Source organism: Sneathiella sp. D3-11, assembly GCF_055809395.1.
The window spans coordinates 332,551-355,909 of the sequence record NZ_CM147911.1 but is presented as its reverse complement, the minus strand read 5'-3'; the positions used below and the strand labels follow the sequence as shown (position 1 = coordinate 355,909).

22 protein-coding genes, 2 pseudogenes and 1 riboswitch are annotated in these 23,359 nt (G+C 52.1%); of the genes and pseudogenes, 7 read left to right on the top strand and 17 right to left on the bottom strand.

Annotated features, from left to right (window positions below):
- Positions 1-42 precede the first annotated feature (42 nt).
- The 6 genes from AC0L73_RS01805 to AC0L73_RS01780 all read right to left on the bottom strand — a co-directional run bounded on the left by AC0L73_RS01805 (position 43) and on the right by AC0L73_RS01780 (position 5,021).
- Positions 43-2,103, bottom strand: a complete 2,061-nt coding sequence (locus AC0L73_RS01805; RefSeq protein ID WP_473654724.1) for a TonB-dependent receptor family protein — start codon at positions 2,101-2,103, stop codon at positions 43-45.
- A gap of 73 nt (positions 2,104-2,176) precedes the next feature.
- The gene (locus AC0L73_RS01800; protein ID WP_227952261.1) at positions 2,177-2,611 is read right to left on the bottom strand and encodes a hypothetical protein; all 435 of its coding nucleotides are present in this window, start codon (positions 2,609-2,611) and stop codon (positions 2,177-2,179) included.
- Positions 2,612-2,692: 81 nt separating this feature from the next.
- Complete coding sequence (locus tag AC0L73_RS01795) at positions 2,693-3,544, bottom strand: energy transducer TonB (RefSeq protein ID WP_227952260.1); 852 nt, start codon at positions 3,542-3,544, stop codon at positions 2,693-2,695.
- Positions 3,541-3,957, bottom strand: coding sequence for an ExbD/TolR family protein (locus tag AC0L73_RS01790; protein WP_227952259.1), 417 nt, complete (start codon positions 3,955-3,957; stop codon positions 3,541-3,543). The genes AC0L73_RS01795 and AC0L73_RS01790 overlap by 4 nt, the downstream gene beginning before the upstream one ends.
- Before the next feature lies 1 nt (position 3,958).
- Positions 3,959-4,345 (bottom strand): ExbD/TolR family protein, encoded by a 387-nt coding sequence (locus AC0L73_RS01785; RefSeq protein WP_227952258.1) that lies wholly within the window; start codon positions 4,343-4,345, stop codon positions 3,959-3,961.
- Positions 4,332-5,021, bottom strand: a complete 690-nt coding sequence (locus AC0L73_RS01780; RefSeq protein ID WP_227952257.1) for a MotA/TolQ/ExbB proton channel family protein — start codon at positions 5,019-5,021, stop codon at positions 4,332-4,334. The genes AC0L73_RS01785 and AC0L73_RS01780 overlap by 14 nt, the downstream gene beginning before the upstream one ends.
- A gap of 273 nt (positions 5,022-5,294) precedes the next feature.
- Positions 5,295-5,500, top strand: a riboswitch (cobalamin riboswitch).
- Positions 5,501-5,739: 239 nt separating this feature from the next.
- On the opposite strand from AC0L73_RS01780, the gene AC0L73_RS01775 reads away from it, so the two are divergent.
- From AC0L73_RS01775 to AC0L73_RS01760, 4 genes and pseudogenes are all read left to right on the top strand, one after another.
- The gene (locus AC0L73_RS01775; RefSeq protein ID WP_473654723.1) at positions 5,740-7,692 is read left to right on the top strand and encodes a TonB-dependent receptor plug domain-containing protein; all 1,953 of its coding nucleotides are present in this window, start codon (positions 5,740-5,742) and stop codon (positions 7,690-7,692) included.
- Positions 7,693-7,775: 83 nt separating this feature from the next.
- On the top strand, positions 7,776-8,570 hold the full coding sequence (locus AC0L73_RS01770) for an ABC transporter substrate-binding protein (RefSeq protein ID WP_473654722.1): 795 nt from the start codon (positions 7,776-7,778) through the stop codon (positions 8,568-8,570).
- 10 nt (positions 8,571-8,580) lie between these two features.
- Positions 8,581-9,589, top strand: a pseudogene (locus tag AC0L73_RS01765) (FecCD family ABC transporter permease).
- Entirely contained in the window at positions 9,586-10,401 is an 816-nt protein-coding gene (locus AC0L73_RS01760; protein WP_473654721.1) for an ABC transporter ATP-binding protein, read from the top strand. Before AC0L73_RS01765 ends, AC0L73_RS01760 begins: the two are co-directional and overlap by 4 nt.
- A gap of 27 nt (positions 10,402-10,428) precedes the next feature.
- Here the strand turns inward: AC0L73_RS01760 and ald are convergent, their stop codons facing one another.
- A complete protein-coding gene (gene ald / locus AC0L73_RS01755) occupies positions 10,429-11,547 on the bottom strand; it encodes an alanine dehydrogenase (protein WP_473654720.1) in 1,119 nt (372 codons plus the stop codon).
- A gap of 62 nt (positions 11,548-11,609) precedes the next feature.
- Here ald and AC0L73_RS01750 point away from each other — a divergent pair, with 62 nt between their 5' ends.
- A complete protein-coding gene (locus AC0L73_RS01750; RefSeq protein ID WP_321576149.1) occupies positions 11,610-12,146 on the top strand; it encodes an Lrp/AsnC family transcriptional regulator in 537 nt (178 codons plus the stop codon).
- On the opposite strand, the gene AC0L73_RS01745 is transcribed toward AC0L73_RS01750, so the two are convergent.
- From AC0L73_RS01745 to AC0L73_RS01735, 3 genes are all read right to left on the bottom strand, one after another.
- The gene (locus tag AC0L73_RS01745; RefSeq protein WP_473654719.1) at positions 12,143-12,916 is read right to left on the bottom strand and encodes a crotonase/enoyl-CoA hydratase family protein; all 774 of its coding nucleotides are present in this window, start codon (positions 12,914-12,916) and stop codon (positions 12,143-12,145) included. The two genes, AC0L73_RS01750 and AC0L73_RS01745, sit on opposite strands and share 4 nt — an antisense overlap.
- Before the next feature lie 103 nt (positions 12,917-13,019).
- Positions 13,020-13,220 carry a hypothetical protein gene (locus tag AC0L73_RS01740; RefSeq protein ID WP_227952250.1) on the bottom strand — a complete coding sequence of 67 codons (201 nt, stop codon included), beginning with the start codon at positions 13,218-13,220 and terminating at the stop codon, positions 13,020-13,022.
- Between the two features lie 233 nt (positions 13,221-13,453).
- Positions 13,454-14,374, bottom strand: a complete 921-nt coding sequence (locus AC0L73_RS01735) for a LysR family transcriptional regulator (protein WP_227952249.1) — start codon at positions 14,372-14,374, stop codon at positions 13,454-13,456.
- Positions 14,375-14,581: 207 nt separating this feature from the next.
- On the opposite strand from AC0L73_RS01735, the gene AC0L73_RS01730 reads away from it, so the two are divergent.
- Both AC0L73_RS01730 and AC0L73_RS01725 read left to right on the top strand, forming a co-directional pair.
- Positions 14,582-16,087, top strand: coding sequence for an aldehyde dehydrogenase (locus AC0L73_RS01730; RefSeq protein WP_473654718.1), 1,506 nt, complete (start codon positions 14,582-14,584; stop codon positions 16,085-16,087).
- A gap of 32 nt (positions 16,088-16,119) precedes the next feature.
- The gene (locus AC0L73_RS01725; protein WP_227952247.1) at positions 16,120-17,169 is read left to right on the top strand and encodes an alcohol dehydrogenase; all 1,050 of its coding nucleotides are present in this window, start codon (positions 16,120-16,122) and stop codon (positions 17,167-17,169) included.
- 72 nt (positions 17,170-17,241) lie between these two features.
- Here the strand turns inward: AC0L73_RS01725 and AC0L73_RS01720 are convergent, their stop codons facing one another.
- The 7 genes and pseudogenes from AC0L73_RS01720 to AC0L73_RS01690 form a co-directional block, all read right to left on the bottom strand.
- Positions 17,242-17,466 (bottom strand): hypothetical protein, encoded by a 225-nt coding sequence (locus AC0L73_RS01720; RefSeq protein ID WP_227952246.1) that lies wholly within the window; start codon positions 17,464-17,466, stop codon positions 17,242-17,244.
- Between the two features lie 98 nt (positions 17,467-17,564).
- On the bottom strand, positions 17,565-18,266 hold the full coding sequence (locus AC0L73_RS01715) for a DUF2461 domain-containing protein (RefSeq protein ID WP_227952245.1): 702 nt from the start codon (positions 18,264-18,266) through the stop codon (positions 17,565-17,567).
- A 9-nt stretch (positions 18,267-18,275) separates the two neighbouring features.
- A pseudogene (gene paaK / locus AC0L73_RS01710) lies at positions 18,276-19,573 on the bottom strand (phenylacetate--CoA ligase PaaK).
- Between the two features lie 16 nt (positions 19,574-19,589).
- On the bottom strand, positions 19,590-20,792 hold the full coding sequence (gene pcaF, locus AC0L73_RS01705) for a 3-oxoadipyl-CoA thiolase (protein WP_227952243.1): 1,203 nt from the start codon (positions 20,790-20,792) through the stop codon (positions 19,590-19,592).
- Positions 20,789-21,253, bottom strand: a complete 465-nt coding sequence (paaI, locus tag AC0L73_RS01700) for a hydroxyphenylacetyl-CoA thioesterase PaaI (protein ID WP_473654717.1) — start codon at positions 21,251-21,253, stop codon at positions 20,789-20,791. The genes pcaF and paaI overlap by 4 nt, the downstream gene beginning before the upstream one ends.
- 1 nt (position 21,254) lies before the next feature.
- On the bottom strand, positions 21,255-22,037 hold the full coding sequence (locus AC0L73_RS01695; RefSeq protein ID WP_473654716.1) for an enoyl-CoA hydratase-related protein: 783 nt from the start codon (positions 22,035-22,037) through the stop codon (positions 21,255-21,257).
- A 166-nt stretch (positions 22,038-22,203) separates the two neighbouring features.
- Complete coding sequence (locus AC0L73_RS01690) at positions 22,204-22,947, bottom strand: GGDEF domain-containing protein (protein WP_473654715.1); 744 nt, start codon at positions 22,945-22,947, stop codon at positions 22,204-22,206.
- Positions 22,948-23,359: the final 412 nt, after the last annotated feature.

The window sequence follows — 23,359 nt, the reverse complement described above, 5'->3', positions numbered from 1 at the left end:
CCCCAAATCCGGGAAAAGGAGGTGGGGCGGCAGTTCCCTGATCTAGAGTTGAGCCTTGAGGCCAATAAACGCGCGACGGCCTTCGCCGGGGTAATACACGTTGGTATTCCCGGCACCATTTATGATGGTGCTGTAGGTGGAGATATATCGCCGATCCAGCAGGTTCCGGGCATCCAGAAACAGAGACACATTGTCACTGACCGTATAACCGGCAGAGAAATTCACCAGCAGATAGCCTGGGGCTTCGATCGTGTTTTCATAGTCTACATAGGCGCTGCCGGAAACTTCGATTCCCGGCGCAATAAACCATTCCCCATTGTGATCATATTTTAATTCACTCTGATAGAAATGATCCGCGATACCGGGGATATGGTTATCGCCATACTGGGCATCCCCTTCGAAATAAAAGTCTGAATAGGTATAGCTGCTACGCCAGACGAGACTGTCCCCCTTTGTCATCAGGTCATTCGCCACATTGACGTCAAAGCCAAGCTCCACCCCCTGATGGATTGTCCGATCCGCATTAAAGGTGCTGGCGGGAATACTAGGGCCAGTGGTGAACTGTAGCATTTCATCCTTCAACCAGGCACGATAGAGCGCGGCATCCCATTCGACGATGCCGATATTGCCACGGGTACCAATTTCCGCCGTCCAGGCTTTCTGCGCTTCAACCGGGGTAAAGCCAACAGTGCCTCCCTGTGTGAGCTCCGAGAATGTCGGCGCTTCAATGCTGTGACTGACATTTCCAAAAAACTGAAGATTTTCGGTGGGCTCATACATTACCCCAATCTTGGGATTGATGGAGTTATAGGTCTTGCTGTCGCTTTCCGCCGGATTTGTATAATCCGTAACCTTGCGACCGGCGCTGGTAAGCTGGGCCCCTGTAATGATGGAAACTTCAGGCGAAATGTAGAACGTATTCTCCCCATAAAGCACGATATCGGTAGCTCTCTGATCCGTGTCCGAGGTGAGGGCACCACGTGAGCCATTTATGTTCTGGTAGACGTCCGCGTCGGTATTCCCGAGCTGGCCGATTAACCCGATGCGATAGCTGTTCCTGTATCCGCCGATTTCAGTGCTGCCACTAAATTCGGAGAAGGCTCCATAGTCCCAACTTTTCTGATCTATTATCCCGACAAAGGGCGTGATCGGATGGAAGAGATCCTTGTAATTCACGAAAACGCCGACATCGATCTGCTCGTCATCCCCGAATATCCAGGATGTTTTATTAGAAAGGCGGACAGAACGGATATCCCGCTGCCAGTCAGATGTGATCGCAGACGGATCAACCGATTTTGGGTCATGTAGGGCGTCATATCGGCTGACACTGGCGGGAAGTTCCTGATTTATGTTGTTCGCACTGAGGTAAAAGCGCGTCTCGACACCGTCGCTCAATCTGATGCCGACATTCCCGTTCAGCTTAAGGTTTTCCTGATCCTCATGATCGCGAAACCCCGAACTGGTTGTTCCCGTCACACTCCCATATGCGTCATATTTTTCAGTCGCCATGCCGCCCTGAATATTGCCGCGATAGGTGTCGTAGGAACCGCCCATCAGGTTGAATTCCAGCCCTAGATTCGTGCGGCCTGTTTTTGTGACGGTGTTAACCGCGCCGCCGAGACTGGTCCCGCCATATTGCAGGGCATTTGCACCTTTATAGACTTCAATCCGCTGGGTGATTTCGGGGTCCAGTTCCTGAAAATCCGCGGATCCATCCGCGAGATTGAATGGTATGCCATCCTGCGTCAGCTTGATGCCACGAAGGTGAAACCCTCGGGAAACGCCAGAACCTCGGATGGAAAGGCGCACTTCCTCGCCATAGCGCTTCTTGGCGCTGACGCCGGGGACCAGTGAGAGGGTATCTTCGTAACTCATATTGAGCTGGCTCTCGATCTCAGTCCCTTCAACCAGATCGACAGCGCCGGGGGTTCGATTGATGATCATCCGCGCGTCTTCATTTCCTGGCACCGTAATGGAACTGCTGCTTTCATCGGTCGTTGTGACCGTAATTTCCTTTTCGAGCGGTGCTTTTTCCTCGGCGCTGATTGGCCATACACTTAGGGCAGCCAGACTGACGCCCAGCATTAAAGTTCTTGTTTTCATTTTGCCTCACAAGTTCACACGCCGCAGCCAGTCGCCTGGCCGGGCTTAATGTCATTTGAAATTCTTGCTGTGATCAGAGGCTGTGGGGTGGCGCGCGAGAAAAAGTACCGCGAATGCGAAACAGATCGAAATGAGCATCATTTGCGATGGAAATAAAAGGGTCGGCCTTCGCTATGCGAAGGATTGGTATCGGCGTTCCGTCGAATAAAATATTCCCGACCGTCGTGCCAAAGGTCGGTAGGACGCAGAGCGCACATCTTGGGTGCGATCCGGGGTCAGTCTGGACGTTGGCATCCTGAAGATCGGCCCAGGTTACCCATTTGATCCCTTCCGGGGTACAGATGAGGAAACGCTCACCAACCAGCTTCTCCAACTGCGATAGCTCGGGGTTGTCGGTAGCTTGTTCGATGTTTGATGCGCCAAGGGCAAGGGCTGGCATCACCGCGTTCGCAAGGAACGTGAGGAGCATCAAAAGAGTTATATTTTTCCGAAATCTATTATCGAACATGATCGTTCTCATAAACACGACCTGCGTTCGCCGCAAGATGCGTTGAAGACCATATGTAATTCCGTTTCCTCATATGCCCTGTCATTCGAAATTATACCTGACCGGAAATTTGAATTCCAAAGCCGCCTCCGGGATGGTTGATGGAAAGGGATCGAACGGGGCCGCCTTTCGCACCATTTTCAAGGTTGCCTCATCCAGCGCCCTTGATCCTGAAGATTTGAAGATTTTAAGATTCTGTAACGCACCATTTGATGTCAGGGTAAATTCAATATGAACAACACCCTCCTGCCGCCGCAACTTCGCAGCGCGGGGGTAATATTTGTTCCGTGCAAGTTCGGCCCGAACGGTATCGCGATACGCACTGGTCTCGCTGTTGCCGATCGAACTGCCGTCCGCTACTCCGGGATGGCTTGCTGCAATTTTCTGACCACCTGTTGTCGCCTTCTGTGGAATTTCAACGGGCTGGACAGCTTTTGTCTTCTGTGGACTCTGTGGGGCAGGTTGTTTGTTTTTAACTGTCTGTTTCAAGGGTATCGGTCGCGGCGGGACGGGCAGCGGTTTAACAGGTTCCCGCTTTTTGCTGACTAGAACGGGGAGGGGTACTGTCTCCTTCGGTGGCGTTATTGGGATGACCTTTTTATTCGGGACTACGGGTAATGTGGGAACGGCTTCAATCACCTTTGGTTGGATCGGGAAGACCGTCACTTCTTTAGGCTTGGGGGATGCCGCCTCAGGCTCGGACGTCGGCGCAGGCTCCGTATTCGGTGGGCTGTTCACCGCGGGTAATTGGCCGACCGTAAGCGTAATCCGGCCCTTCGGCATGGCGAGCGACGGGGGTGCGCTTTGCCAGGCAACTAACCCCATAATACCAATGACATGCAATCCGGTTGAGAGCAGCAAGAAAGTTGGTTGGCGAAGCAAAAGGGCGGTCATTTTGACGCCACCTTGTCGAGGGTCACCAAGCGGATATTGCCGACTTTCACGGCTTTCAGTACCTCCAGAATTTCGATGAGGCGACCTGCTTCCAATTCGTGATCTGCCGCAAGCTTGATGAAAATTTCGTCGCCATCTTTTGTCAAAATCTGACGGGCAGTCGAACCAAGACGGTCTAATGCGACGGTCTTTCCCTGATAGGAAATCTCCCCGATCGCGTTGATTTCTATCACCTGTGGATGTGGGGGGACCAGAGGGCGCTGGCTCGTCCAGGCGGGCTGAAGATCTTTGGAAAGAGGGGCGGCGACCGTCCCGACGATCAGGAAAAAGATCAGCATTAGAAAGACAACATTGATGAGCGCAATCGTATTCTCGGGCAGGGCGCGCTTTTCTTTGGGCGTGGTTATTTTCATGTCAGCGCGCCAAAGAAACAGATTGCAAATCTGTTTGCTCAAGGGTTTCCAGAATCGTAACAAGCTGTTGCGTCGGCATTTTTTTATCCGGAGCAAGGACGGCGCTGGTGCGACCTTCCTCGGTTTGCTCTTGCACGCGGTTTTTCAGCGCGCTTGCGCTTATCGAAATCCCCTCAATTTCAAACCGCCCGTCAAGATGGGCGAAAATTATGATGGGCTTTTCTGTTTTCTCCTGGGCAGGACCAGCCGTTGCGGCGGAGAGTGTGAACTCGGTAAATTTTGTGAAGGTCGACGACAGCATGAAAAACAGAAGTAACAGGAATATTACATCGATAAGCGATGTAAGACCGATTAGGTTTTTGCGCTTCTTGCCGTTACGAATTCGCATGATCAGCGGTGAGCGTCGCAGAAAGGCCGGAGGTAGATTGGTTAAGAGAAACGGCGGTAATTTCACCAGTCAGGAGGGATGTGACCATGCTTTCAATTGCCTGCTGCTCTGCATCGACCAAAGTATCAAACCAGGTTGCCACCATGGAAGCCGGGATCGCGAGGGCGAGGCCCGCCGCCGTTGTCAGCAGCGCGACCCATATTCCCCCGGCTAGCGCCGAAGGGTCAACATTTGCACCTGCGGATTGCAGGGCCTGAAAAGCTTCGATCATTCCGAGAATTGTCCCGAACAGGCCCAGCAGAGGCGCGATCTGGGCGATTGTTTCCAGCAATCGAATTCCCTTGCGTGCCTTGGCAAGTTCCTCCCCGGCGACGCGATCAATATCCTCTCGGACAAGTGCCTGCCGATCTGGCGAATAATAGAGACCTTGCAACGTATGGCGCACGGTCATTGCGGTCGGGCTCTTTTGTGCCTGAAGGAGCTCGATCGCCTGCAGTCCTTGATTGCGTTTCCAGAGCAGCATGGCTTCCCGGATTTTTTCATGTCGACCCAAGCCCGTTGATGTAAAGAGCCAGAGCTTTTGCAGGGCTACTGACAATGCCACCACGGAAAGAACAGCCAGAATAGCGATTACGGGGCCGCCTTTATCATAGAGCGATATTACATATTCGATCACGAGGACGCCTTCCCAAGGGTTAAGATTCGCAACTAATACGCAAACAGAGACATGTTTTGTCAAGTCGCGGTTTGAAGGGCCGAGCCTCTGGTTTTGCGCAAAGCGCATCCATTTGCCTCTGTAAATTTAGGGAAACCGGGTTGTTTTAGTATTAGTAGTCATTAGCTGCGGCAAATTGTCTCGTGATCGACGGCAGGCAGCTTGATGTGACGTTTCATTTCTAACAGTACCAGAATGATTTCTTGTTGCTTGACTTATAAAAAACGCTGATGCAATTACTATCTCAGCGATGGTTCCATTCATGGATGAAAAAGGGAACAGGGACTGACCAGCCTGACTGAATTCAGGCTGTTTTACACCTTGGCTGCCCCCGCAACTGTGAACAGAGAGCGTGCCCGAAAAAGCCACTGGGAAACTGGGAAGGCTGGGAAACGCAATGACCTGTGAGCCAGGAGACCTGCCGTCGTAAGCGCTACTCGACCACTGTACGGGGTGTGCTCGTGGGACGGAAACCCGTTTGTGGTGGCGCGCAGGAATGCGTTGCTATCGGGGTTTTGGATTTGAATTCTATTTTCCTCAATTGCTGAAAGCCATTTGTCCGTTTTATGCGGACTTGAAGTTTTCTATCTGATCGCACTGTGTTTCTTCGTCGTCAGGCGCAAGCGGCAATGTCGCTGTTTGCCCTTACTTGTCTTTTAAGAAACAAGAGGGATCAGCAATGTTTGATTACTTAAAAAAGAAGAAACCTATTCCCGTCCGCCTTGCCTCCGGCAGTTTCCTTGCGATCATTATCGCCATGTCGGTCATGGCGGATGACACAACCCAACTCATGCCCGAAATTGTCGTCTCGGCAAGCCGTACGCCGCTGCCGTCTATGGAAATTGGTAGCGCCGTCACGGTCATCACAGCAGATGAGTTGGAAAAACGGCAAGTGAGGATCGTCTCAGATGTTCTACGGGATGTGCCGGGTATCGCCGTTAATCGCACAGGGCCGGTTGGCAGCCAGACGCAAATCCGCATTCGAGGAGCGGAAGCAAACCAGACGCTTGTCCTGATCGATGGGATAGAAGTCAATAACCCGGCTTCGGGATCGGAGTTCAACTTTGCGAATATCCTGAACGCGGGGATTGCGCGGATCGAAGTGCTGCGTGGACCGCAAAGCGCGATTTACGGCAGTGATGCTATTGGCGGCGTGGTGAATATTATCACCAAGGACCCCGAACCCGGTTTCACCCTTTCCACCCGTGGGGAGTTTGGCTCTTTCTCTACGAAGGACGGGCAGGTCGATATGGGCTATGGAAGTGATAAATTCACCATTTCCGGTACGGTCGAGCGGTATATTACGCATGGCATCTCTGTGGCCGATGAGAAAAACGGCAATACCGAGAAGGACGGTTATGATAATACGACCGGTCGCCTCAAAATCAGCGTCAAGCCCATCGAGAACCTTGAAATTAAAGCGGTGGGCATGATTGTCGACAGTGATCTGGATAGTGATGCCTCCGCCGTTGTGGTCAACACGATCGATGGCGAAGACAGCTCTCAGTCCCTGCAAAGATACGGCTTGACCAGCGCAAAACTAACTCTCGCCGATGGTGCCTGGGACCAACTGGTCAAGATGAGCTATATGGACGATAAAACGGACTATCTAAACGGAGCGGGGGCGACCACCTATACATCGGAAGGCAAGCGGATCACCTATGGCTATCAGTCGGATTATTATTTCTCGACACCGGATTTTGCAAACGCCGACCATACGGCTACCTTCGCGGTTGAACGCGATGAGGAGGAGCAATACACCAACAGTGGTTTCTCCGGCCCCAATACTGTGAACATCGTGAATTACGGTTACTCAACGGAATACCGGGTCAGCTTATGGGAAAATCTATTTCTGTCCGGCGCGCTGCGTTATGATGACAATGATAATCTCTTCGACAATCAGACCACTTATCGCGGGACGGCTGCCTATTTATTTGATGAAACCGCAACCCGTTTGCATAGCAGCTTTGGCCGGGCGGTTAAAAACCCGACATTGTTTGAATTGTTCGGCTCCACGCCCGGTTTCACCGGCAACCCTAACTTGAAGCCTGAGGAAGGGTTCGGATGGGACGCGGGTGTCGAACAGGCTTTTCTGGATGACAAACTGATTCTTGACGTGACCTATTTCAGCAATCGCATTGAGAATCTTATTCAAGGCAGCGGGAATACAGCCGTTAATCTTGCCGGCACAAGCCGGATACAAGGTATGGAGTTTACTGCCTCGACCGAGCCGTTCGAGAACATACGTCTCGATGCTTCCTATACCTACACAAATGGGAAGGACGCAATGGGGACGGCGCTTGTCCGGCGGCCCAAACATATCGCCAGCCTCATCGGAAACTACAGTTTCGATGTTATGGAGAGACCTGCCAACCTCAATTTGAGTCTTCAATATAACGGTAAGCAGAGTGATATTGTCTATGACAGCTATTTCCCCGTGGCGACGCGAACAGTTGATCTGGATAGCTATACTCTTGTCAATCTGGCGGCATCCTATGAGTTTGCAGAAGGAGCGGAGGTTTATATGCGCGGGGAAAATCTTCTGAACGAAGACTATCAGGAAGTCTATGGTTATGGATCTCCGGGAATTTCGTTTTTCGCCGGTCTCCATATTAAATTCGGGCCCTTCTGATAATGGCGGGAAATAGTCTATTTATTTGCTTGCAGCGGGCCTTTCTCGGTCTCTCCCTGGCGGTATTTCTGCCAGGGAGCGGCATGGCGAAGCCAGAGCGGATTGTGTCTATGAATGTTTGTGCGGATCAGCTTCTCCTCCTTTTGGCGGATCGGCAACAGATCGTATCGCTGAGCAATCTCGCCACGGATCAGGAGACATCCATGATGGCGGAGCAGGCAGCGGGTTTGCCTAAAAATCACGGATTGTCTGAGGAGATATTGCAACTTGAGCCGGACCTCATTCTCGCCGGGGAATATACAACTCGCCCGACCGTGTTTCTTTTGCGTAAACTGGGCTATCGGGTGATAGTGCTTCCCATTGCGACCAGTTTGAACGATATCAGAGCGAACATTAAAACTGTTGCGGAGGCAGTTGGCGCATCAGAGCGCGGCAGAGCCTTGGTCGCAGAATTCGATAATAAACTGCCATCCGCTGACATGCCGGGGAACGAGGCAGACGCGCCGATGGCGGCACTCTATTGGGCAAACGGTTTTACATCGGGGGAAGGGACGCTGGCAAGCTCGGTAGTGAAGGCGGCAGGGTTTCGAAATCTTGGCAGTGAGCTCGGCATCCGAGGGACCGGGCAAGTGTCTCTTGAAACATTGATAACGTCGATGCCGGATTTGCTGATATTGGACGCACAGCGGGATAAACCGGCGATGGCGACAGAAAATTTACATCACCCGGCCCTGCGAAAGATGTTCGCTGATCATTCACGGATCCGTATTCCGTCGAATTTGTGGGTATGCGGAACACCTGTTATTGCCGATGCCATTGCCGAATTACATGCCATCAAGTCGAAGATTATGTCCTACCGAAAAGTAGATCAGAAGTGAGCCGTCGGTGATGCGAAAAGAGCAATATTTAATCAGAATACCAATTTTGTTTTTCGTATTGGCGATAGCGGTCATTGTTGCCTTCTTGGCATCACTGCTGGTGGGGCCAGCATCGATAAATCCATTTGAACTTCTACGCGCAATCTTCTCAGGTGAGGCCGGGACGGCGTCGCTGATATTCTTCGAGATAAGACTTCCTCGCGCCATATTGGGCCTGATGGTTGGGGCGACGCTGGGCTTGACGGGAGCCGCGCTTCAGGGATACTTGCGCAACCCGCTGGCGGAGCCGGGCATTATCGGTGTGTCGGCTTCTGCGTCCCTCGGGGCGGTGATTGCCTTTTATTTCGGTCTTGCCGGGTTATTTGCGCTCGCCCTGCCGCTGGGGGGTGCTGGGCGCAGGGTTAGGCGTTTTGGTTGCACACCTCCTTGCGGGTCGATCAAATAGCCCGCTAACGTTTATACTGGCGGGTGTTGCGGTGACTAGCTTTGCCGCAGCCCTTACGTCCCTTGCTTTGAATATGGCGGAGAACCCCTTCGCCGCGCTGGAGATCATGTTCTGGCTGATGGGGTCGCTCGCCGATCGGAGTTTTGAGCATGTCTGGCTGTCGGCACCATTTATCTCTCTAGGCTGCCTTGTCTTGATGACGATCGCGCGACCGCTTGATGCTTTAACACTGGGGGAGGACGCGGCGCAGACGATGGGTTTTAATCTAGGTAAAGTTCGGCGACGGCTTATTTTTGGCACGGCACTATCTGTTGGCGCGGCAACATCAGTGGCCGGTGCCATCGGATTTGTCGGGCTGGTTGTTCCGCATTTACTTCGCCGTTTGACGGGAAACCGTCCCAGCCGTCTTTTGCCTGCAAGCACCTTTGGCGGAGCTGCCTTGACCCTGACTGCGGATGTGGCCGTACGGCTGCTATCCCCCGGTCGTGAGCTCAAAATTGGTGTTCTGACAGCCCTGATCGGCGCGCCGTTCTTCCTATATCTTGTTCTGCGTCAGAGGAAGGAGCTTTCATGACGCCAGTATCGATAAGGTCGCTCTCCAAATCCTTCGGCCAGCGTAAAGTTCTTGATGAGATTACACTAAACATCAGTAACGGAGAAATTGTGGGACTGATTGGTCCGAACGGTTCGGGAAAGACAACGCTTCTTCGCTGTATTGCCGGACTGCTGGATCCGGACAAGGGGGACATTTATATTGATGGCCGCCCACGCCATCAGGTCGACCCTGAAATACTTGCCCGGTCACTGTCCTATCTTCCGCAATCAGGGGAAATTCACTGGGATGTAACGGTGCAAGCGCTGGTCGCACTCGGACGCCTCCCGCATCAAGGGCGATGGCGTGCCCTGACTGATGTTGATCGGCAGGCGGTCACGCGGGCAATGGAGGCTTGTGATATCCTTGAATTCCGTCACCGTCCGGTCGAGCAATTATCCGGAGGGGAGCGGTCCCGCGTACTTCTCGCGCGGGCGATGGCAGGTGAGCCCGATGTTCTGCTGGCAGATGAGCCGATCAGCGGGCTAGACCCTGGCCATGCTATCGATGTGATGGACCGACTCTCACATCTCGCACATTCGGGTAAGAGTGTCGTTGTTGTGATGCATGACCTGACCCTCGCCGCGCGTAATTGCGACAGGCTTGTGTTGTTGCACAATACTGTCATTGCGGCGGAGGGCGCCGCCAAAGACGTCTTGACGGCAGACAATCTTGCCCGATGCTATGGCATTCGGGCGTTTCATGGCTTGGCCGAAAAGGGCCCAGTTATCGTTCCCATCGCAAGAACTAATCAAGGGGATGTGCCAGTGAATGGCAAACCCGACGGCCTATAGCGCATCCCCTTATTGCAATCCGGCCTCTCAGCCCTGAAGCGCGACGTCAACCGGCGTAAAGTCCAGACCGAGGTCATGCGCGACGGGTTCGCAAGTGATCTTGCCGTTCCATACATTGAGGCCATTCGCGAGATGTGGATCGCTTTTCAGTGCTTGTTTCCAGCCTTTGTCCGCAATTTTAAGAGCATGGGGCAGGGTGACATTGTTGAGTGCGTAGGTTGAGGTGCGGGCAACGCCGCCTGGCATATTGGCGACGCAATAATGAACAACACCGTCGATCACATAGGTCGGATCCGCGTGGGTGGTTGCTTTGGAGGTTTCAAAACAGCCGCCCTGATCGATCGCGACATCGACAATGACCGATCCGTCCTCCATGGTCTTCAGCATCTCCTTGGTCACCAGTTTTGGTGCCGCCGCGCCCGGAATAAGTACCGCGCCGATGACAAGATCAGCCTCCATCACCAGTCGTTCAAGCAGGGCGTTGGTGGAGTAGATAACCTTGGCGGAGGATTCAAAGTGGTTTTCCAGTCGCTCTAGGGTCAACGGATTGCGATCGAGGATGGTGACATCCGCATGAAGGCCAATGGCCATCTGCGCCGCGTTAAAGCCGACAACGCCGCCACCGATGATGACAACTTTACCCGGTGCAACGCCCGGCACACCGCCGAGCAAAACACCGCGCCCACCATGGGCTTTTTCAAGTGCTGTGGCGCCCGCCTGCACGGACATGCGGCCTGCAACCTGGCTCATGGGTTTCAGGAGAGGGAGGCCGCCATTGTTGTCTGTTACTGTTTCATAAGCGATGCAGACGGCACCGGATTTAACCAGGTCATGGGTTTGTTCCGGATCGGGAGCGAGGTGGAGGTAGGTATAAAGGATCTGGCCTTCGCGCAGCATGGCGCGTTCAGCCGGTTGTGGTTCTTTTACTTTAACGACCATATCCGCACGGGCGAATATTTCTTCTGCTGTGTCGACGATCTTCGCGCCAACTGTTTCATAGGCGTCATTGAGGGCACCAATGCCTTTGCCGGCGTCGGTCTCAACTAGCACTTCATGTCCATGCGCGACGAGCTCTCCGGCACTTTCCGGCGTCAGCCCGACGCGATACTCATGGTTTTTAATTTCTTTTGGCGTTCCAACGATCATGCCTTTCGCTCCCTAATTAGAAGAATAAATTGATACGGAAAGTATAGCTTTTTCTCGCTGATATTTTTTCCGAAATTTATTTCCTTAATGCCTTTTTCTGGTGTAAAATCCGGGTTTCAACGCGAATTTCAGGAAATTATTCAATAGATCACTTTGATCGTAAAATATTATCTGAACTGCAGATCGACTCTGACAAGCCGATTTCCGAGATAGCCGGACAGGTCAATCTTTCGCTTTCCGCCTGTCATCGCCGCATCAAGATGCTGGAAGCTGCGGGGGTTATCGATGGATATGCTGCGCGGCTCGATAAACACGCGCTCGGGCTTGAAGTTGACGTTTTTGTTGAAATCTCCCTGACGTCCCAAAGCCAGGAAACGCTTAATCTCTTCGAAAAGGCTGTCATGACCTATGACGAAATTCTCGAATGTCATCTGACAACGGGAGGGGCAGATTACATAATCCGGGTGGCCGCTCGGAACGTGCCGGATTATGACCGCATTCATCGCAACTGTCTGGCAAAGCTGCCTCATGTGGCGAGTATGCGGTCAACTTTTGCGCTTAGGGCGATCAAGTCCTGGAAAGGTTATCCGGTCACTTAAGGCTTGTTGAAGTCACCATGTCGGCCTTCACCCGCGGCAAAGCGTGCGGCACCGACTTGCGCTTCTTTCTGTTTTGCTTCCTCCGCAGCGACCATTTCGAAATGAATGGCCTCCGCATCTGTTTTTCCTTCCTGCATATAAACGCTTTCGCGGTCTGAGAGCATGGCGATTTGCGGGAATTCCGCGATCTGGAGCGCCAGTTTTTCCGCCGCTGCGCGCCCGGTGCCCGTTGGAACCACCCGTGTTGCCAGCCCCATCGAAAGAGCCTCATTTGCGGGGACAGGTCGGCCGGTCAGCATCATGTCGAGTGCTGGCCCCATTCCGATAACGCGCGGGAGCCGAACCGTGGTCCCATCGCTCATCGGGACACCCCAACGGCGGCAGAAAATTCCGAAAATAGCGGTTTCTTCTGCAATGCGGATATCGCAGTAAAGGGCGAGACCCATACCACCAGCGCAGGCGTGGCCCGCCACAGCAGCAATCAGAGGCTTGGATAGCGGGGCGTGAAAGGGACCTTCCGGATGACCAGCCCAGGCCTTGTAATCCACCCGTGTTGCCTTTTCCTTCAAATCCGCACCGGCACAAAAGGCGCCGCCTGCGCCCGTCACTACTCCAACCCGTTGGGAGTCATCTGCGTCGAAGTCGCGAAAGGCCTGCGCCAACAGGTCAGACGTTTCCTGATCCAGGGCGTTTCTCACCTCAGGCCGGTTGATAATGATGGTGGTTACGGGGCCGTTTATCTCGGTAATTATTTTTTGTTCTTTTGTCATTTTTATCCGTTGCCATAGTTCAATCGCGGCAGGGTGCGCGCGACATCAGTATGGTACGGTAAACAAGCCGTCCAGTTGAAGTTTTTTTGAACAGACGCGCCTGTCAGTTCAAACGTCTGGTCACAAACCCCTTATCATGCGGATATTTCTTTGTGATGCAGTTTTCCGCTTCCCGAGGATTTTCGGCCTCGATGGCGAAACGACAGGGCGTGGCCCAGCGCATCGAAATATGTGGATGTTCCTGATTGTTTTTCAGCGCATCCCGCGCTTCAGCATGATAAACGGAAAAAACGTAAGTACTCATCGTTCTCTCTATATTTTACTCAAATGCTCAAACCCGCCGCCTCAGGAGGGTTATTATGTGATAATGGCGATCCCGATCGACAACCCGGTTTCGTCATTATTCTGTAATATTATACGTTTGCTAATCTAAATAATAGCGTAAATACGCCTTTTTTTGCCAAATTTTCCACCATGAGACCAATACTTAGGAAATTGAGGGCAGAGGGTATAAATATCGATTCTTATCGCGACTTATTATTCAATTCCGGTCTTTTTTTTGTATTCCTCGGTAACTTCAAGCGCGTGTTGGATGAATTTTTCCGTTACCGGGTTATAGGGTTCCATAGGATAGGAGGCGGTGAATTTCAGGTTTGGTGGACGCCAGTCACAGTCAATTTCAATTAAAGTGCCCTTTTCGAGCTCTTTTTCAATCAACCTGCGGGGGAGAGACGCCACCCCAAGACCATCCAGTGCCATTTTCAGGATGGCAGCAAGGGAGCTGCAGGGGAATATACGCGCAGGTAAGTCCGTGTTTTTCCTAAGTTGCCGGGCAAGATCCGCAAAAGGGCGTGTATTTCGGGAATAGGTAATGAGAGGATTGTTGGCCAGTTCGTCAAGGGGGAGCGGAATATTTTGGTCAATTTTGAGGGAAGGTGCGGCAGCCCATATAACCTCGAACTCGATAAGATCATGGTTTTCTATTTTAAAGTCGGAGATCGGGCCCATTAGAAAAGCAAAGTCGAGTGATCTGTCGATGAGTTCCTGTCGAAGGTTGGGTGTTGTATCAACCATTATTTCCACCTCTATCGCCGGAAATTTCTGATGCAGGCTGGCAATAAAATCAGGAAGCCATGTATGTACAATCGTCTCTGAAACTCCCAGGCGTAAAATGCCGGTAAGATTTTCTTCCTGACCAATGCGATCAACGAGTTGCGCAGATGTCATGAGAAGCTTTTCCGCATAGGGGAAAAGCTCGAGGCCTTTGGCTGTCATACGGATAACGCCAGTTTCACGTTCGAATAACCGAACACCTAACGTCTCTTCAAGTCGCGCAATTCGGGCGGAAATCGCTGGTTGCGTGGTGTTCATTTTTTCCGCGGTTTTCCGGAAACTGTGTAGAGAGGCGACCCAGAGAAATGTCTGAAGCTGGGTCAGATTTAAATTTCCCGGCACCATAAACTTATCCTATTGATAATAATTGGATTTAGTAAAAAAGAGTTATATATTACAATGCAGTAAAAGTCAGGAGCGTTTCAGCAAAAAATTTACAAGTAAAAATTTATATGTCACGCAAACTAACTCTTTCACGATGGCAGGGCATTGTTTATGCTCGTGCCAAAATTAAATCATGTCTGACATCAATAAGATAAAAGAGGAAATAGCATGTCCGCAGCACCAGCTCCTACACGTGAAGATTGGCAGAAACTCGAAAGCCAGATTTCAATTCGCAACAAGGCCTTTATCAATGGCGAATATGTTGATGCCGCCTCCGGTAAAACGTTTGATTGCGTCAGCCCCGTTGACGGCCGTGTCCTTACGCAGGTTGCTGCCTGTGATGTTGAAGATGTCAATCGCGCCGTAAGTGCGGCCCGGGCGGCCTTTAACTCCGGCGCATGGTCCCGCGCGGCACCGGCCAAACGAAAAGCCGTTTTACAGAAATTTGCCGGTCTGATCATGAAGAACAAGGACGAACTGGCGCTGTTGGAGTGCCTTGATATGGGCAAACCCGTAAAATGGGCGGGTGCCGTTGATATGCCAGGTTCGGCAGGCAGTATTTCCTGGTACGCAGAGGCAATCGACAAGGTTTATGACGAAATCGCCCCGACAGATCGCCGCCGCTCCCTTGCGTTGATTACACGCGAGCCTATTGGTGTTGTTGCCTGCGTTGTTCCCTGGAATTTCCCGCTTTTGATGGGTGCGTGGAAATTTGCACCGGCGCTTGCGGCGGGTAATAGCGTTGTCATGAAACCAGCTGAGCAGTCACCGCTTACTGCGCTTCGCGTCGCGGAACTTGCGATTGAGGCAGGTATTCCAGCAGGGGTCTTCAACGTCCTTCCCGGCTTTGGTGAAACCGCGGGTCAGGCGCTCGGCCGTCATATGGATGTGGATGCTCTGGCGTTCACTGGCTCGACCGAGGTCGGTAAGCTATTCATGCGCTATTCGGGAGAAAGCAACCTTAAAGCAGTTGGTCTTGAATGCGGCGGCAAAAGCCCAAGCATCGTGATGGCGGACGCTGACCTTGATCTCGCGGCGAAGAAAATTGCCATGGGTGTCTTCTTCAATCAGGGTGAAGTTTGCACCGCCGCTTCCCGTATTGTCGTTCAGGACAGCGTCAAGGACGAATTGGTTGAAAAGATCGCAAATGTCGCGAAAACATTGCAGCCCGGTGATCCTTTGGATGCAAAGACAGTTATCGGCGCTATGGTGGACAAATCCCAGACAGATCGCGTGATGGGGTATATCAACAAAGGTCAGGAAGAAGGCGCGAAACTGCATTACGGTGGTAAGCAGGTCCGTCAGGAAACCGGCGGTTTCTATATCGAGCCAACGATTTTCGATGGTGTTTCCAATGATATGACCATCGCGCAGGAAGAAATCTTCGGTCCGGTTGTCAGTGCCATTACCTTTAAAGATATGGAAGAGGGAATTAACATCGCCAACGATACGATCTATGGCCTGGCCGCGTCCGTCTGGACACGGGATATTTCCAAGGCGCATCAACTTGCACAGTCCCTGCGTGCCGGTACTGTCTGGGTCAACACATATGATGATGTCGATATGTCCACGCCGTTTGGTGGTTATAAGCAGTCCGGTAATGGGCGCGACCGTTCCCTCCATGCTCTTGAAAAATATACACAGCTGAAAACAACCTGGATCAATATTGCCTGATCGCTGAAAAACAAGAAATCTGGGAGGAAAAAATGAAAAGCTATCAATTTGAGGAATATGGAGCCCCGTTGGTGGAAAATACCAGCGAGGCGCCAAGTGTAAGCGGCGATGAAGTATTGATGGATGTCACGGCCTGTGGAGTTTGTCATAGTGACATTCACATCTGGGAAGGCCATTTCGATCTCGGCCACGGCAAGCAGCTCAATATCAAGGGCGGACGGGAACTTCCGTTCACGCTCGGTCATGAAATCGTCGGAACGGTGACCGCAGTTGGTGAAAATGTGACCGATGTTAAGGTCGGTGACAAGCGCGTTGTCTATCCCTGGATTGGGTGTGGCGAATGTGCTATCTGCGCCTCAGGGGAGGAGCAGCTTTGCAATCGTCCACGTCAACTTGGCATAGATGTCGCTGGTGGATATTCTGATACCCTGATTGTACCTCATTCTCGCTATCTTCTTGATTATGGCTCGCTCCCGAAGGAGTTAGCCTGCACTTACACGTGTTCCGGACTGACTGGATATAGTGCGCTTAACAAGGTGAAATCCCGCACGGATGGGGGCAAGCTGCTCATCATCGGGGCGGGGGGCGTTGGCCTTGCGGCGATGGCGATTGCCAAATCCGTGACCGATGCGGATATTTACGTCGCGGATATTGATCCGGCAAAGCGGGAGGCCGGCCTGAAAGCCGGTGCCGTTGAAGCGATTGATCCGTCTGATCCCGCGGCCTTTAAAAGTTTTATGGGGATGACTGGCGGCGGTGTGAATGCAACCATCGATTTTGTCGGTGCAGAAAGCAGCGCGGCCTTCGGCGCAAAAGTGCTCGCCAAGGGCGGGAAGCTTGTTATCGTTGGCCTCTTTGGTGGCGGGTTTAGCATGCCAATTCCAATGTTCCCAATCAAGGCCATCTCGGTGGAAGGCAGCTATGTCGGCAACTTGCGGGAAATGCGGGAATTGATGGAACTCGCGAAGGCGGGCAAGCTTAGCGAGCTTATGATTACACCACGTCCAATGAAAGAAGCATATAACACACTTGAGGATCTGCGTGCCGGTAAGGTCGTCGGCCGAGTGGTGCTGCAAAGCTGAGTGTCTGATATAGTCAGAACAAAAAAGGCGGCATTTTAAGTGCCGCCTTTTTTAACGTCTTGTCGTGTTTGATTAATGTATCGGACCGGCAACTTCCATGTCGATAAGCTCATTTACGACACGCATCAACTCGATGCAGGCATAGAGGTCTTCCTCGGCCTGATCATTCCGGCGCAGGGCATCTGCCTCCGCGGTTAGCATGTCAACGGCGTTCTCTCCCTGATGGGCAATCAGGTCGTGCGCCGTACTATAAAGATCGATTGTCGTATCGGGGTGCAATTCAATGATATTCATCATGGCCGTCATCCTTAATCGGTGCCGTTTGTTCAACTTGCCGTTAATTTTAGAAAAATTGTCTTAAAAGAAAGTTAACGATAGCCGCACGGAAATCGTTTTTAGAAAGGAAGTTCAACTGCGTTGGTCAAGAATCGCATGAAGGGCGTTGCCTTTTGAAATGCATCCTCAACTTCATCGACAAAATCCGGCTTTGTGATGGCCTGAATATTCGCAAGGGGTTTCATCACAAATAGGGTCTTACGCCGTAAATCCTCAATCTGTAGATGATCGATAGGATAGCCTTTGGGCGCGCGTTTCAGACCGTCGCCCCGAATTCCTTCAATGAAAGTTGCCTTGAAGTCGGGGTCGGACTTGATGGCGGTCCACTCTATATCCTTCTTATCGATGGCATGGCGTATTTTGTTGAGAATAGGGGAAGGGGGCAGATATATGCCGCCTCCAAAGCGTACTCCGTCGAGGGCGAGATGGACATAGTAGCCCGGCGCATGTGCGTCCCTTCCGGCTTGATGCCTGAACTGGCAGGCCGCATGCTCCTTATAAGGCTTTGGGTCGCGAGAAAATCGCACGTCGCGATAAATCCGGAACATGGAGCCGCCATTGGGTCTCGGGTCGGCTATATATTTCGGCGCGATGGCTTCCAGACGTGGCGCCATTGCCTCGATGAAATCACACATCGGATAGACAACGACATCCTTATAGCGCTGTTTGTTTTTCCCGAACCAGTCGCGATTGTTATTCTCGATGAGCTCTGCGTAAAAGCGCAGAAAATCCTTCGGGAAACCCTGAAAACCACTGGTCATTTGCCGCCTTTATGTCTTTCGATGGTCGATGACCCGTTTCGCCTTGCCGAGGGAACGTTCGACCGAGCCGGGTTCACATATATCAATAACGGAACTGACCCCCAGAACGCCCTTGATCCGGTCACGAAGCTTTCCTGCTGTATCAGCGTTTGCAGTCCCCGAAAGAGCGTGTTCAACGCGAATAGTAAGGCTATCGAGAACCCCTTCGCGATGTACCTCCAGAACGTAGTGAGCGGAGAGTCCCTCGGTCTGAACCACCAGTTCTTCGATTTGGGAGGGGAAGAGATTAACCCCCGGATGATCAGCATATCATCCGTGCGCCCGGTTATTTTTTCCATGCGCCGCATTGATCGGGCCGTGCCAGGCATTAGACGCGTGAGATCCCCGGTGCGATATCGGACAACGGGAAAGGCCTCCTTCGTTAGGGTTGTGAAGACAAGCTCCCCTTTTTCGCCGTCAGGAAGAACTTCTCCTGTCTCTGGATCAATGATCTCGGGATAGAAATGATCTTCCCAGATAACCGGGCCGTCCTTGGTCTCGATGCATTCGCTGGCAACACCAGGGCCCATCACCTCTGACAACCCATAGATATCGAGCGCGTCGATATCGAAGCGGTCTTCTATTTCGCGGCGCATGGCCTCACTCCAGGGTTCGGCGCCAAATATGCCGGCCTTTAGCGGTGATTTGCGCGGGTCGAGGCCCTGCCGTTCAAACTCCTCGGCAATGGCCATCATATAGGAGGGCGTAACCATGATGATATCCGCGCCGAAATCATTGATGATCTGGACTTGTCGTTCTGTCTGTCCGCCCGACATGGGAACAACGGTGCAGCCCAGTCGCTCGGCCCCATAATGTGCACCGAGGCCACCGGTAAAAAGTCCATAGCCATATGTCACATGAACCAAATGTTCTTTCCGTCCGCCGCTGGCACGGATAGAACGGGCGACAAGGGTCGACCAGTTATCAATATCGCCTTGTGTATAGCCGACGACCGTCGCCCGGCCTGTTGTGCCGGAGGAGGCATGCAGCCGGACAATATTGGATTTAGGCACGGCAAACATGCCGAAAGGATAGTTGTCCCGCAGATCTTGCTTTTTGCAGAAAGGAAATTTCGCGAGATCGTCCAGAGACTTTAGGTTATCGGGATGTACGCCCGCCGCGTCGAACCGCTCCCGAAAGAGCGGAACATTCTGGTAGGCATGCGCCAAACTCCATTTGAGGCGATTCAGCTGCAGGGCCGAGATCTCATCCCGGCTCGCAACCTCGATCGGATCGAGCTCGTCTCTGGACGGTGGCTTAAGGCGCATGTCTCCCCCTTATGCGTTATACTCTTTCGATAACTGTCGCGATCCCCTGACCAACACCGATACACATCGTGCAGAGGGCATAGCGTCCGCCTGTGCGGTGTAACTGATACATTGCAGTCGTTAGCAGACGGGCGCCGGACATGCCGAGTGGATGGCCAAGTGCGATGGCGCCGCCGAGTGGATTGACACGCGGGTCATCGTCTTTCAGGCCAAGTTCCCGCATGACGGCAAGGCCCTGTGCAGCGAAAGCCTCGTTCAGTTCTATCACATCCATATCTTCAATGGTGAGCCCAAGGCGAGACAGCAATTTCTGGCTAGCCGGGGCAGGGCCGATCCCCATGATCCGCGGTGGAACGCCCGCAGTGGCGGCACCCAGAATGCGGGCCTTGGCAGTTAGACCATATTCCTCAATGGCTTCATCGGAAGCGAGCAGGATGGCGCAGGCACCGTCATTCACGCCGGAGGCATTGCCCGCAGTAACAGAACCGCCCGCCCGGAACGGGGCCTTTAGCGCGGAGAGCTTGTCAATGCTGGTCGCACGGGGATGTTCGTCTTTATCGACAATAATCGGGTCACCCTTGCGCTGTGGGATGGTGACGGGGATAATTTCGTCGTTGTATGATCCGTTTGCCTGCGCGGCGGCTGCCTTTTCCTGACTGCGAAGGGCAAAGAGGTCCTGATCTTCGCGCCGGATCTGATAATCCTCGGCTACATTTTCCGCCGTTTCCGGCATGGAATCGATACCATACTGATCCTTCATCTTCTTGTTGACGAAACGCCAGCCAATGGTGGTGTCGAAAATTTCTGCATTGCGGGAGAAAGGCGTTGTTGCCTTGCCCATCACGAAGGGCGCGCGGCTCATGCTTTCAACACCGCCGGAAATACCAAGATTTGCCTCTCCCGTCATGATCTGGCGCGCAATCGATGCTGTGGCGTCCATGCCAGAACCGCAAAGACGGTTGATTGTGGCGCCACCGACGCTTTCAGGTAGTCCGGCGAGCAGGGCGCTCATCCGGGCGACATTGCGGTTGTCTTCTCCGGCCTGGTTGGCGTTGCCATACATCACGTCATCAACCTTTTCCCAATTGACGGAGGGATTGCGTTCCATCAGAGCCTTGATTGGAATGGCACCCAAGTCGTCGGTGCGAACAGCAGACAAGCTACCGCCATAACGGCCAATCGGGGTTCTGACAGCATCACAAATATAGGCATTTTTCATTCTTTTTCTCTTTCATTGAGGCCCGGGATCATCTGTCCCTTTATGGTGTGGGAGTTGCCACGAAAAAAGGCAACGGTTTCTCTGTTTTCATCGTGAACAGTAATATCATATAGCCCGGTTCGACCGGTCCGTGCAATTTCGGTCGCCGTCGCCGTTAAAAGCGTATTCAGAGGTGTCGGCTGGATGAAATTGATTTGGGCAGCCTGCGCGACGGTATTCTGGTTATAGCTGTTGCAGGCATAAGCGAAGGCGGTATCGGCCAGCGTAAAAATATATCCGCCGTGACAGATATGGTGGCCGTTCAGCATATAATCCGATACCCGCATTGTCATCACGGCCCGACCGGGTGCGATTTCTTTCAGCGTAATTCCAATATGCTGCGCGGCTGTATCTTTGCGATACATGGTTTCGCCAACTGTTCTGGCTATATCCTCGGCGCTTAGCCCGTCGTTTCCGGACATTTTATTTGCCTTTGAAGTTGGCTTTCCGTTTGCCGAGGAAAGCGGAAACACCTTCGTAAAAGTCTTCCGTGCCACTTGCTTTCTGTTGAAGGTCACGCTCGACTTTCAACTGTGCTTCCAGATTATTGACAAGACTGGCGTTCATTGCCTGCTTGATATAGGCGTAGCCCATCGTTGGACCAGCGGCTAGCTTAGCTGCTAACGTCTTTGCCGCGGGCATTAATTCATCATCCTCATAGGTTTTCCAGATCAAGCCCATTTTCTCTGCCTCATCGGCGGGAAGTTTGTCGCCCAGCATGGCCATGCCCATGGCCTTACCCGATCCGACAAGACGGGGCAGGAAATAAGTGCTGCCAGCGTCAGGCACTAGCCCGATATGGCAGAAGGCCTGAAGGAAATAAGCGGATTTTGCGGCGAGGACAATATCGCAGGAAAGCGCGAGGCTCATGCTCGCCCCGGCGGCAATACCGTTGACGGCTGCCACAACCGGCTTGTTCAGGTTCCGGACAAACAGGATCAGGGGGTTATAATTTTTCTCGAGTGTTTCCCCGGCATCAAGACCACCACCTGAGGCGCTGCTTGAAGAGAGATCTGCTCCGGCGCCAAAGGCTCTGCCTTCACCGGTAATCAAGACTGCGCGAACGTCATCACTCTCCAGCTGTGGCATGATAGAGCGGAGTTCCTCATGCATTTCGTCACTGAATGAATTTAGTTTATCGGGACGGTTCAGCGTTATTGCGGCAACACCGTCTTTAATGTCGAATTTGATTGTCGCGTATGTCATAGGTCCCCGCGCATTGTTATTTTTTATGAGTGTGTTTATCGGACAAGATTAGTCGAAGAGCACTCGGGAGAACAGGTTTTTCTATGAGAACAACATATCAGGTTGATCGAAAGATTTATGATACCGCATGATCATCTGCGGATTGTTGGATTTTAGGGCAAATCTTTCAGACGCCGCGGGGTTGGAGATGCTTCACGCAGTTCCGCCCTGCCTTTTTTGCGGAATAAAGCGCCTGATCCGCGCGATTGATAAAGGCTGTGGAACCTTCCGGATGAGCGTAAGTCGTAACACCGAAGGACATGGTGATCTTGCCGACGTCTTTTTTTGTGGTTCTTTCTATCAACCTTTTCGCCGCAATCGCCGCGCGTAAATCATTGGCGAGATTAACTGCATCTGCAAGATCGGTAGTTGGGAGAATGACGCTGAATTCTTCTCCGCCGTACCTGGCGGCAACAGCATTTTTCTCAATCCCCCTTGCCAGAGTAGCGGCGACAAGTTTGATAACCTGATCTCCGAATGTGTGGCCATGGAGGTCGTTGAATTGTTTGAAATGGTCGATGTCGGCCATCACAAGGCACAAGCCGGATTGATTTTCTCTTGCCGTTGCTATTTCTTTTGAGAGAACCGTATCGAAACTCTTGCGGTTCGGGATGCCTGTGAGGGAATCGGTATAAGCTTCTTTCTGTACATGTTGGAGCCGACGTTTTAAATCAGCAATTTCGCGTGAGGCAGTATCGAGGCCATTCTGGAGTTGCGAACTGTTATCGGACATGGAGTTTGTCTGGTCGACAATGTCACCAATCATACTCTGCAAATCCGGTCCGCTCATTTTCTCTGCTTTGATGGCAAAATTACTTAACTGTTCGCCATATGAGGAAAAATCCGCCGTCGTTCTTTTCAAATCGCCCATAACATTGTCCATTGATTTTTGGACGAGTTCGGTTTGTTTCCTGGATTATCCGGCCTTCGCGATCACGCGTAAAGAACCGGTTGAAAAGCTCAACACCCATTTTCTCCGAGTATTTGCCGTTCTTCGCCATTAGTTCATTAACGGCTCGGGTCAAATCCGGGTTTGATTCCTGCAAATACTCAAACCAGATTGCGTAGTTGTGGGGGGTTGGCCGGATGCCACGGTCTTCTATCAGAGCCAATGTCTTTTTAGCTATGACACGAGTGTTTTGATAATTTTCTGTCATAGCCAAAGCATCAAGCCTCCGATTTATTTGCGGTGTTTTTTATCAATGGCAAACTATTAGTACTCTAAGTCTATAGTGACGTATAATTAAAAAAATGTTTGTAATTGTAAATACAATTAATTAACC

Bases quoted from the DNA above. Each gene is read 5' to 3' on its own strand.
- paaI (WP_473654717.1), bottom strand. From the start codon at position 21,253: ATGTCCGGAAACGACGGGCTAAGCGCCGAGGATATAGCCAGAACAGTT.
- AC0L73_RS01740 (WP_227952250.1), bottom strand. From the start codon at position 13,220: ATGAGTACTTACGTTTTTTCCGTTTATCATGCTGAAGCGCGGGATGCG.
- AC0L73_RS01715 (WP_227952245.1), bottom strand. From the start codon at position 18,266: ATGACCAGTGGTTTTCAGGGTTTCCCGAAGGATTTTCTGCGCTTTTAC.
- AC0L73_RS01725 (WP_227952247.1), top strand. From the start codon at position 16,120: ATGAAAAGCTATCAATTTGAGGAATATGGAGCCCCGTTGGTGGAAAAT.
- AC0L73_RS01745 (WP_473654719.1), bottom strand. From the start codon at position 12,916: ATGACAAAAGAACAAAAAATAATTACCGAGATAAACGGCCCCGTAACC.
- ald (WP_473654720.1), bottom strand. From the start codon at position 11,547: ATGATCGTTGGAACGCCAAAAGAAATTAAAAACCATGAGTATCGCGTC.
- AC0L73_RS01800 (WP_227952261.1), bottom strand. From the start codon at position 2,611: ATGTTCGATAATAGATTTCGGAAAAATATAACTCTTTTGATGCTCCTC.
- AC0L73_RS01695 (WP_473654716.1), bottom strand. From the start codon at position 22,037: ATGACATACGCGACAATCAAATTCGACATTAAAGACGGTGTTGCCGCA.
- AC0L73_RS01730 (WP_473654718.1), top strand. From the start codon at position 14,582: ATGTCCGCAGCACCAGCTCCTACACGTGAAGATTGGCAGAAACTCGAA.
- AC0L73_RS01805 (WP_473654724.1), bottom strand. From the start codon at position 2,103: ATGAAAACAAGAACTTTAATGCTGGGCGTCAGTCTGGCTGCCCTAAGT.
- AC0L73_RS01785 (WP_227952258.1), bottom strand. From the start codon at position 4,345: ATGCGAATTCGTAACGGCAAGAAGCGCAAAAACCTAATCGGTCTTACA.
- AC0L73_RS01720 (WP_227952246.1), bottom strand. From the start codon at position 17,466: ATGATGAATATCATTGAATTGCACCCCGATACGACAATCGATCTTTAT.
- pcaF (WP_227952243.1), bottom strand. From the start codon at position 20,792: ATGAAAAATGCCTATATTTGTGATGCTGTCAGAACCCCGATTGGCCGT.
- AC0L73_RS01735 (WP_227952249.1), bottom strand. From the start codon at position 14,374: ATGGTGCCGGGAAATTTAAATCTGACCCAGCTTCAGACATTTCTCTGG.
- AC0L73_RS01775 (WP_473654723.1), top strand. From the start codon at position 5,740: ATGTTTGATTACTTAAAAAAGAAGAAACCTATTCCCGTCCGCCTTGCC.
- AC0L73_RS01790 (WP_227952259.1), bottom strand. From the start codon at position 3,957: ATGAAAATAACCACGCCCAAAGAAAAGCGCGCCCTGCCCGAGAATACG.
- AC0L73_RS01795 (WP_227952260.1), bottom strand. From the start codon at position 3,544: ATGACCGCCCTTTTGCTTCGCCAACCAACTTTCTTGCTGCTCTCAACC.
- AC0L73_RS01690 (WP_473654715.1), bottom strand. From the start codon at position 22,947: ATGGGCGATTTGAAAAGAACGACGGCGGATTTTTCCTCATATGGCGAA.
- AC0L73_RS01770 (WP_473654722.1), top strand. From the start codon at position 7,776: ATGGCGAAGCCAGAGCGGATTGTGTCTATGAATGTTTGTGCGGATCAG.
- AC0L73_RS01760 (WP_473654721.1), top strand. From the start codon at position 9,586: ATGACGCCAGTATCGATAAGGTCGCTCTCCAAATCCTTCGGCCAGCGT.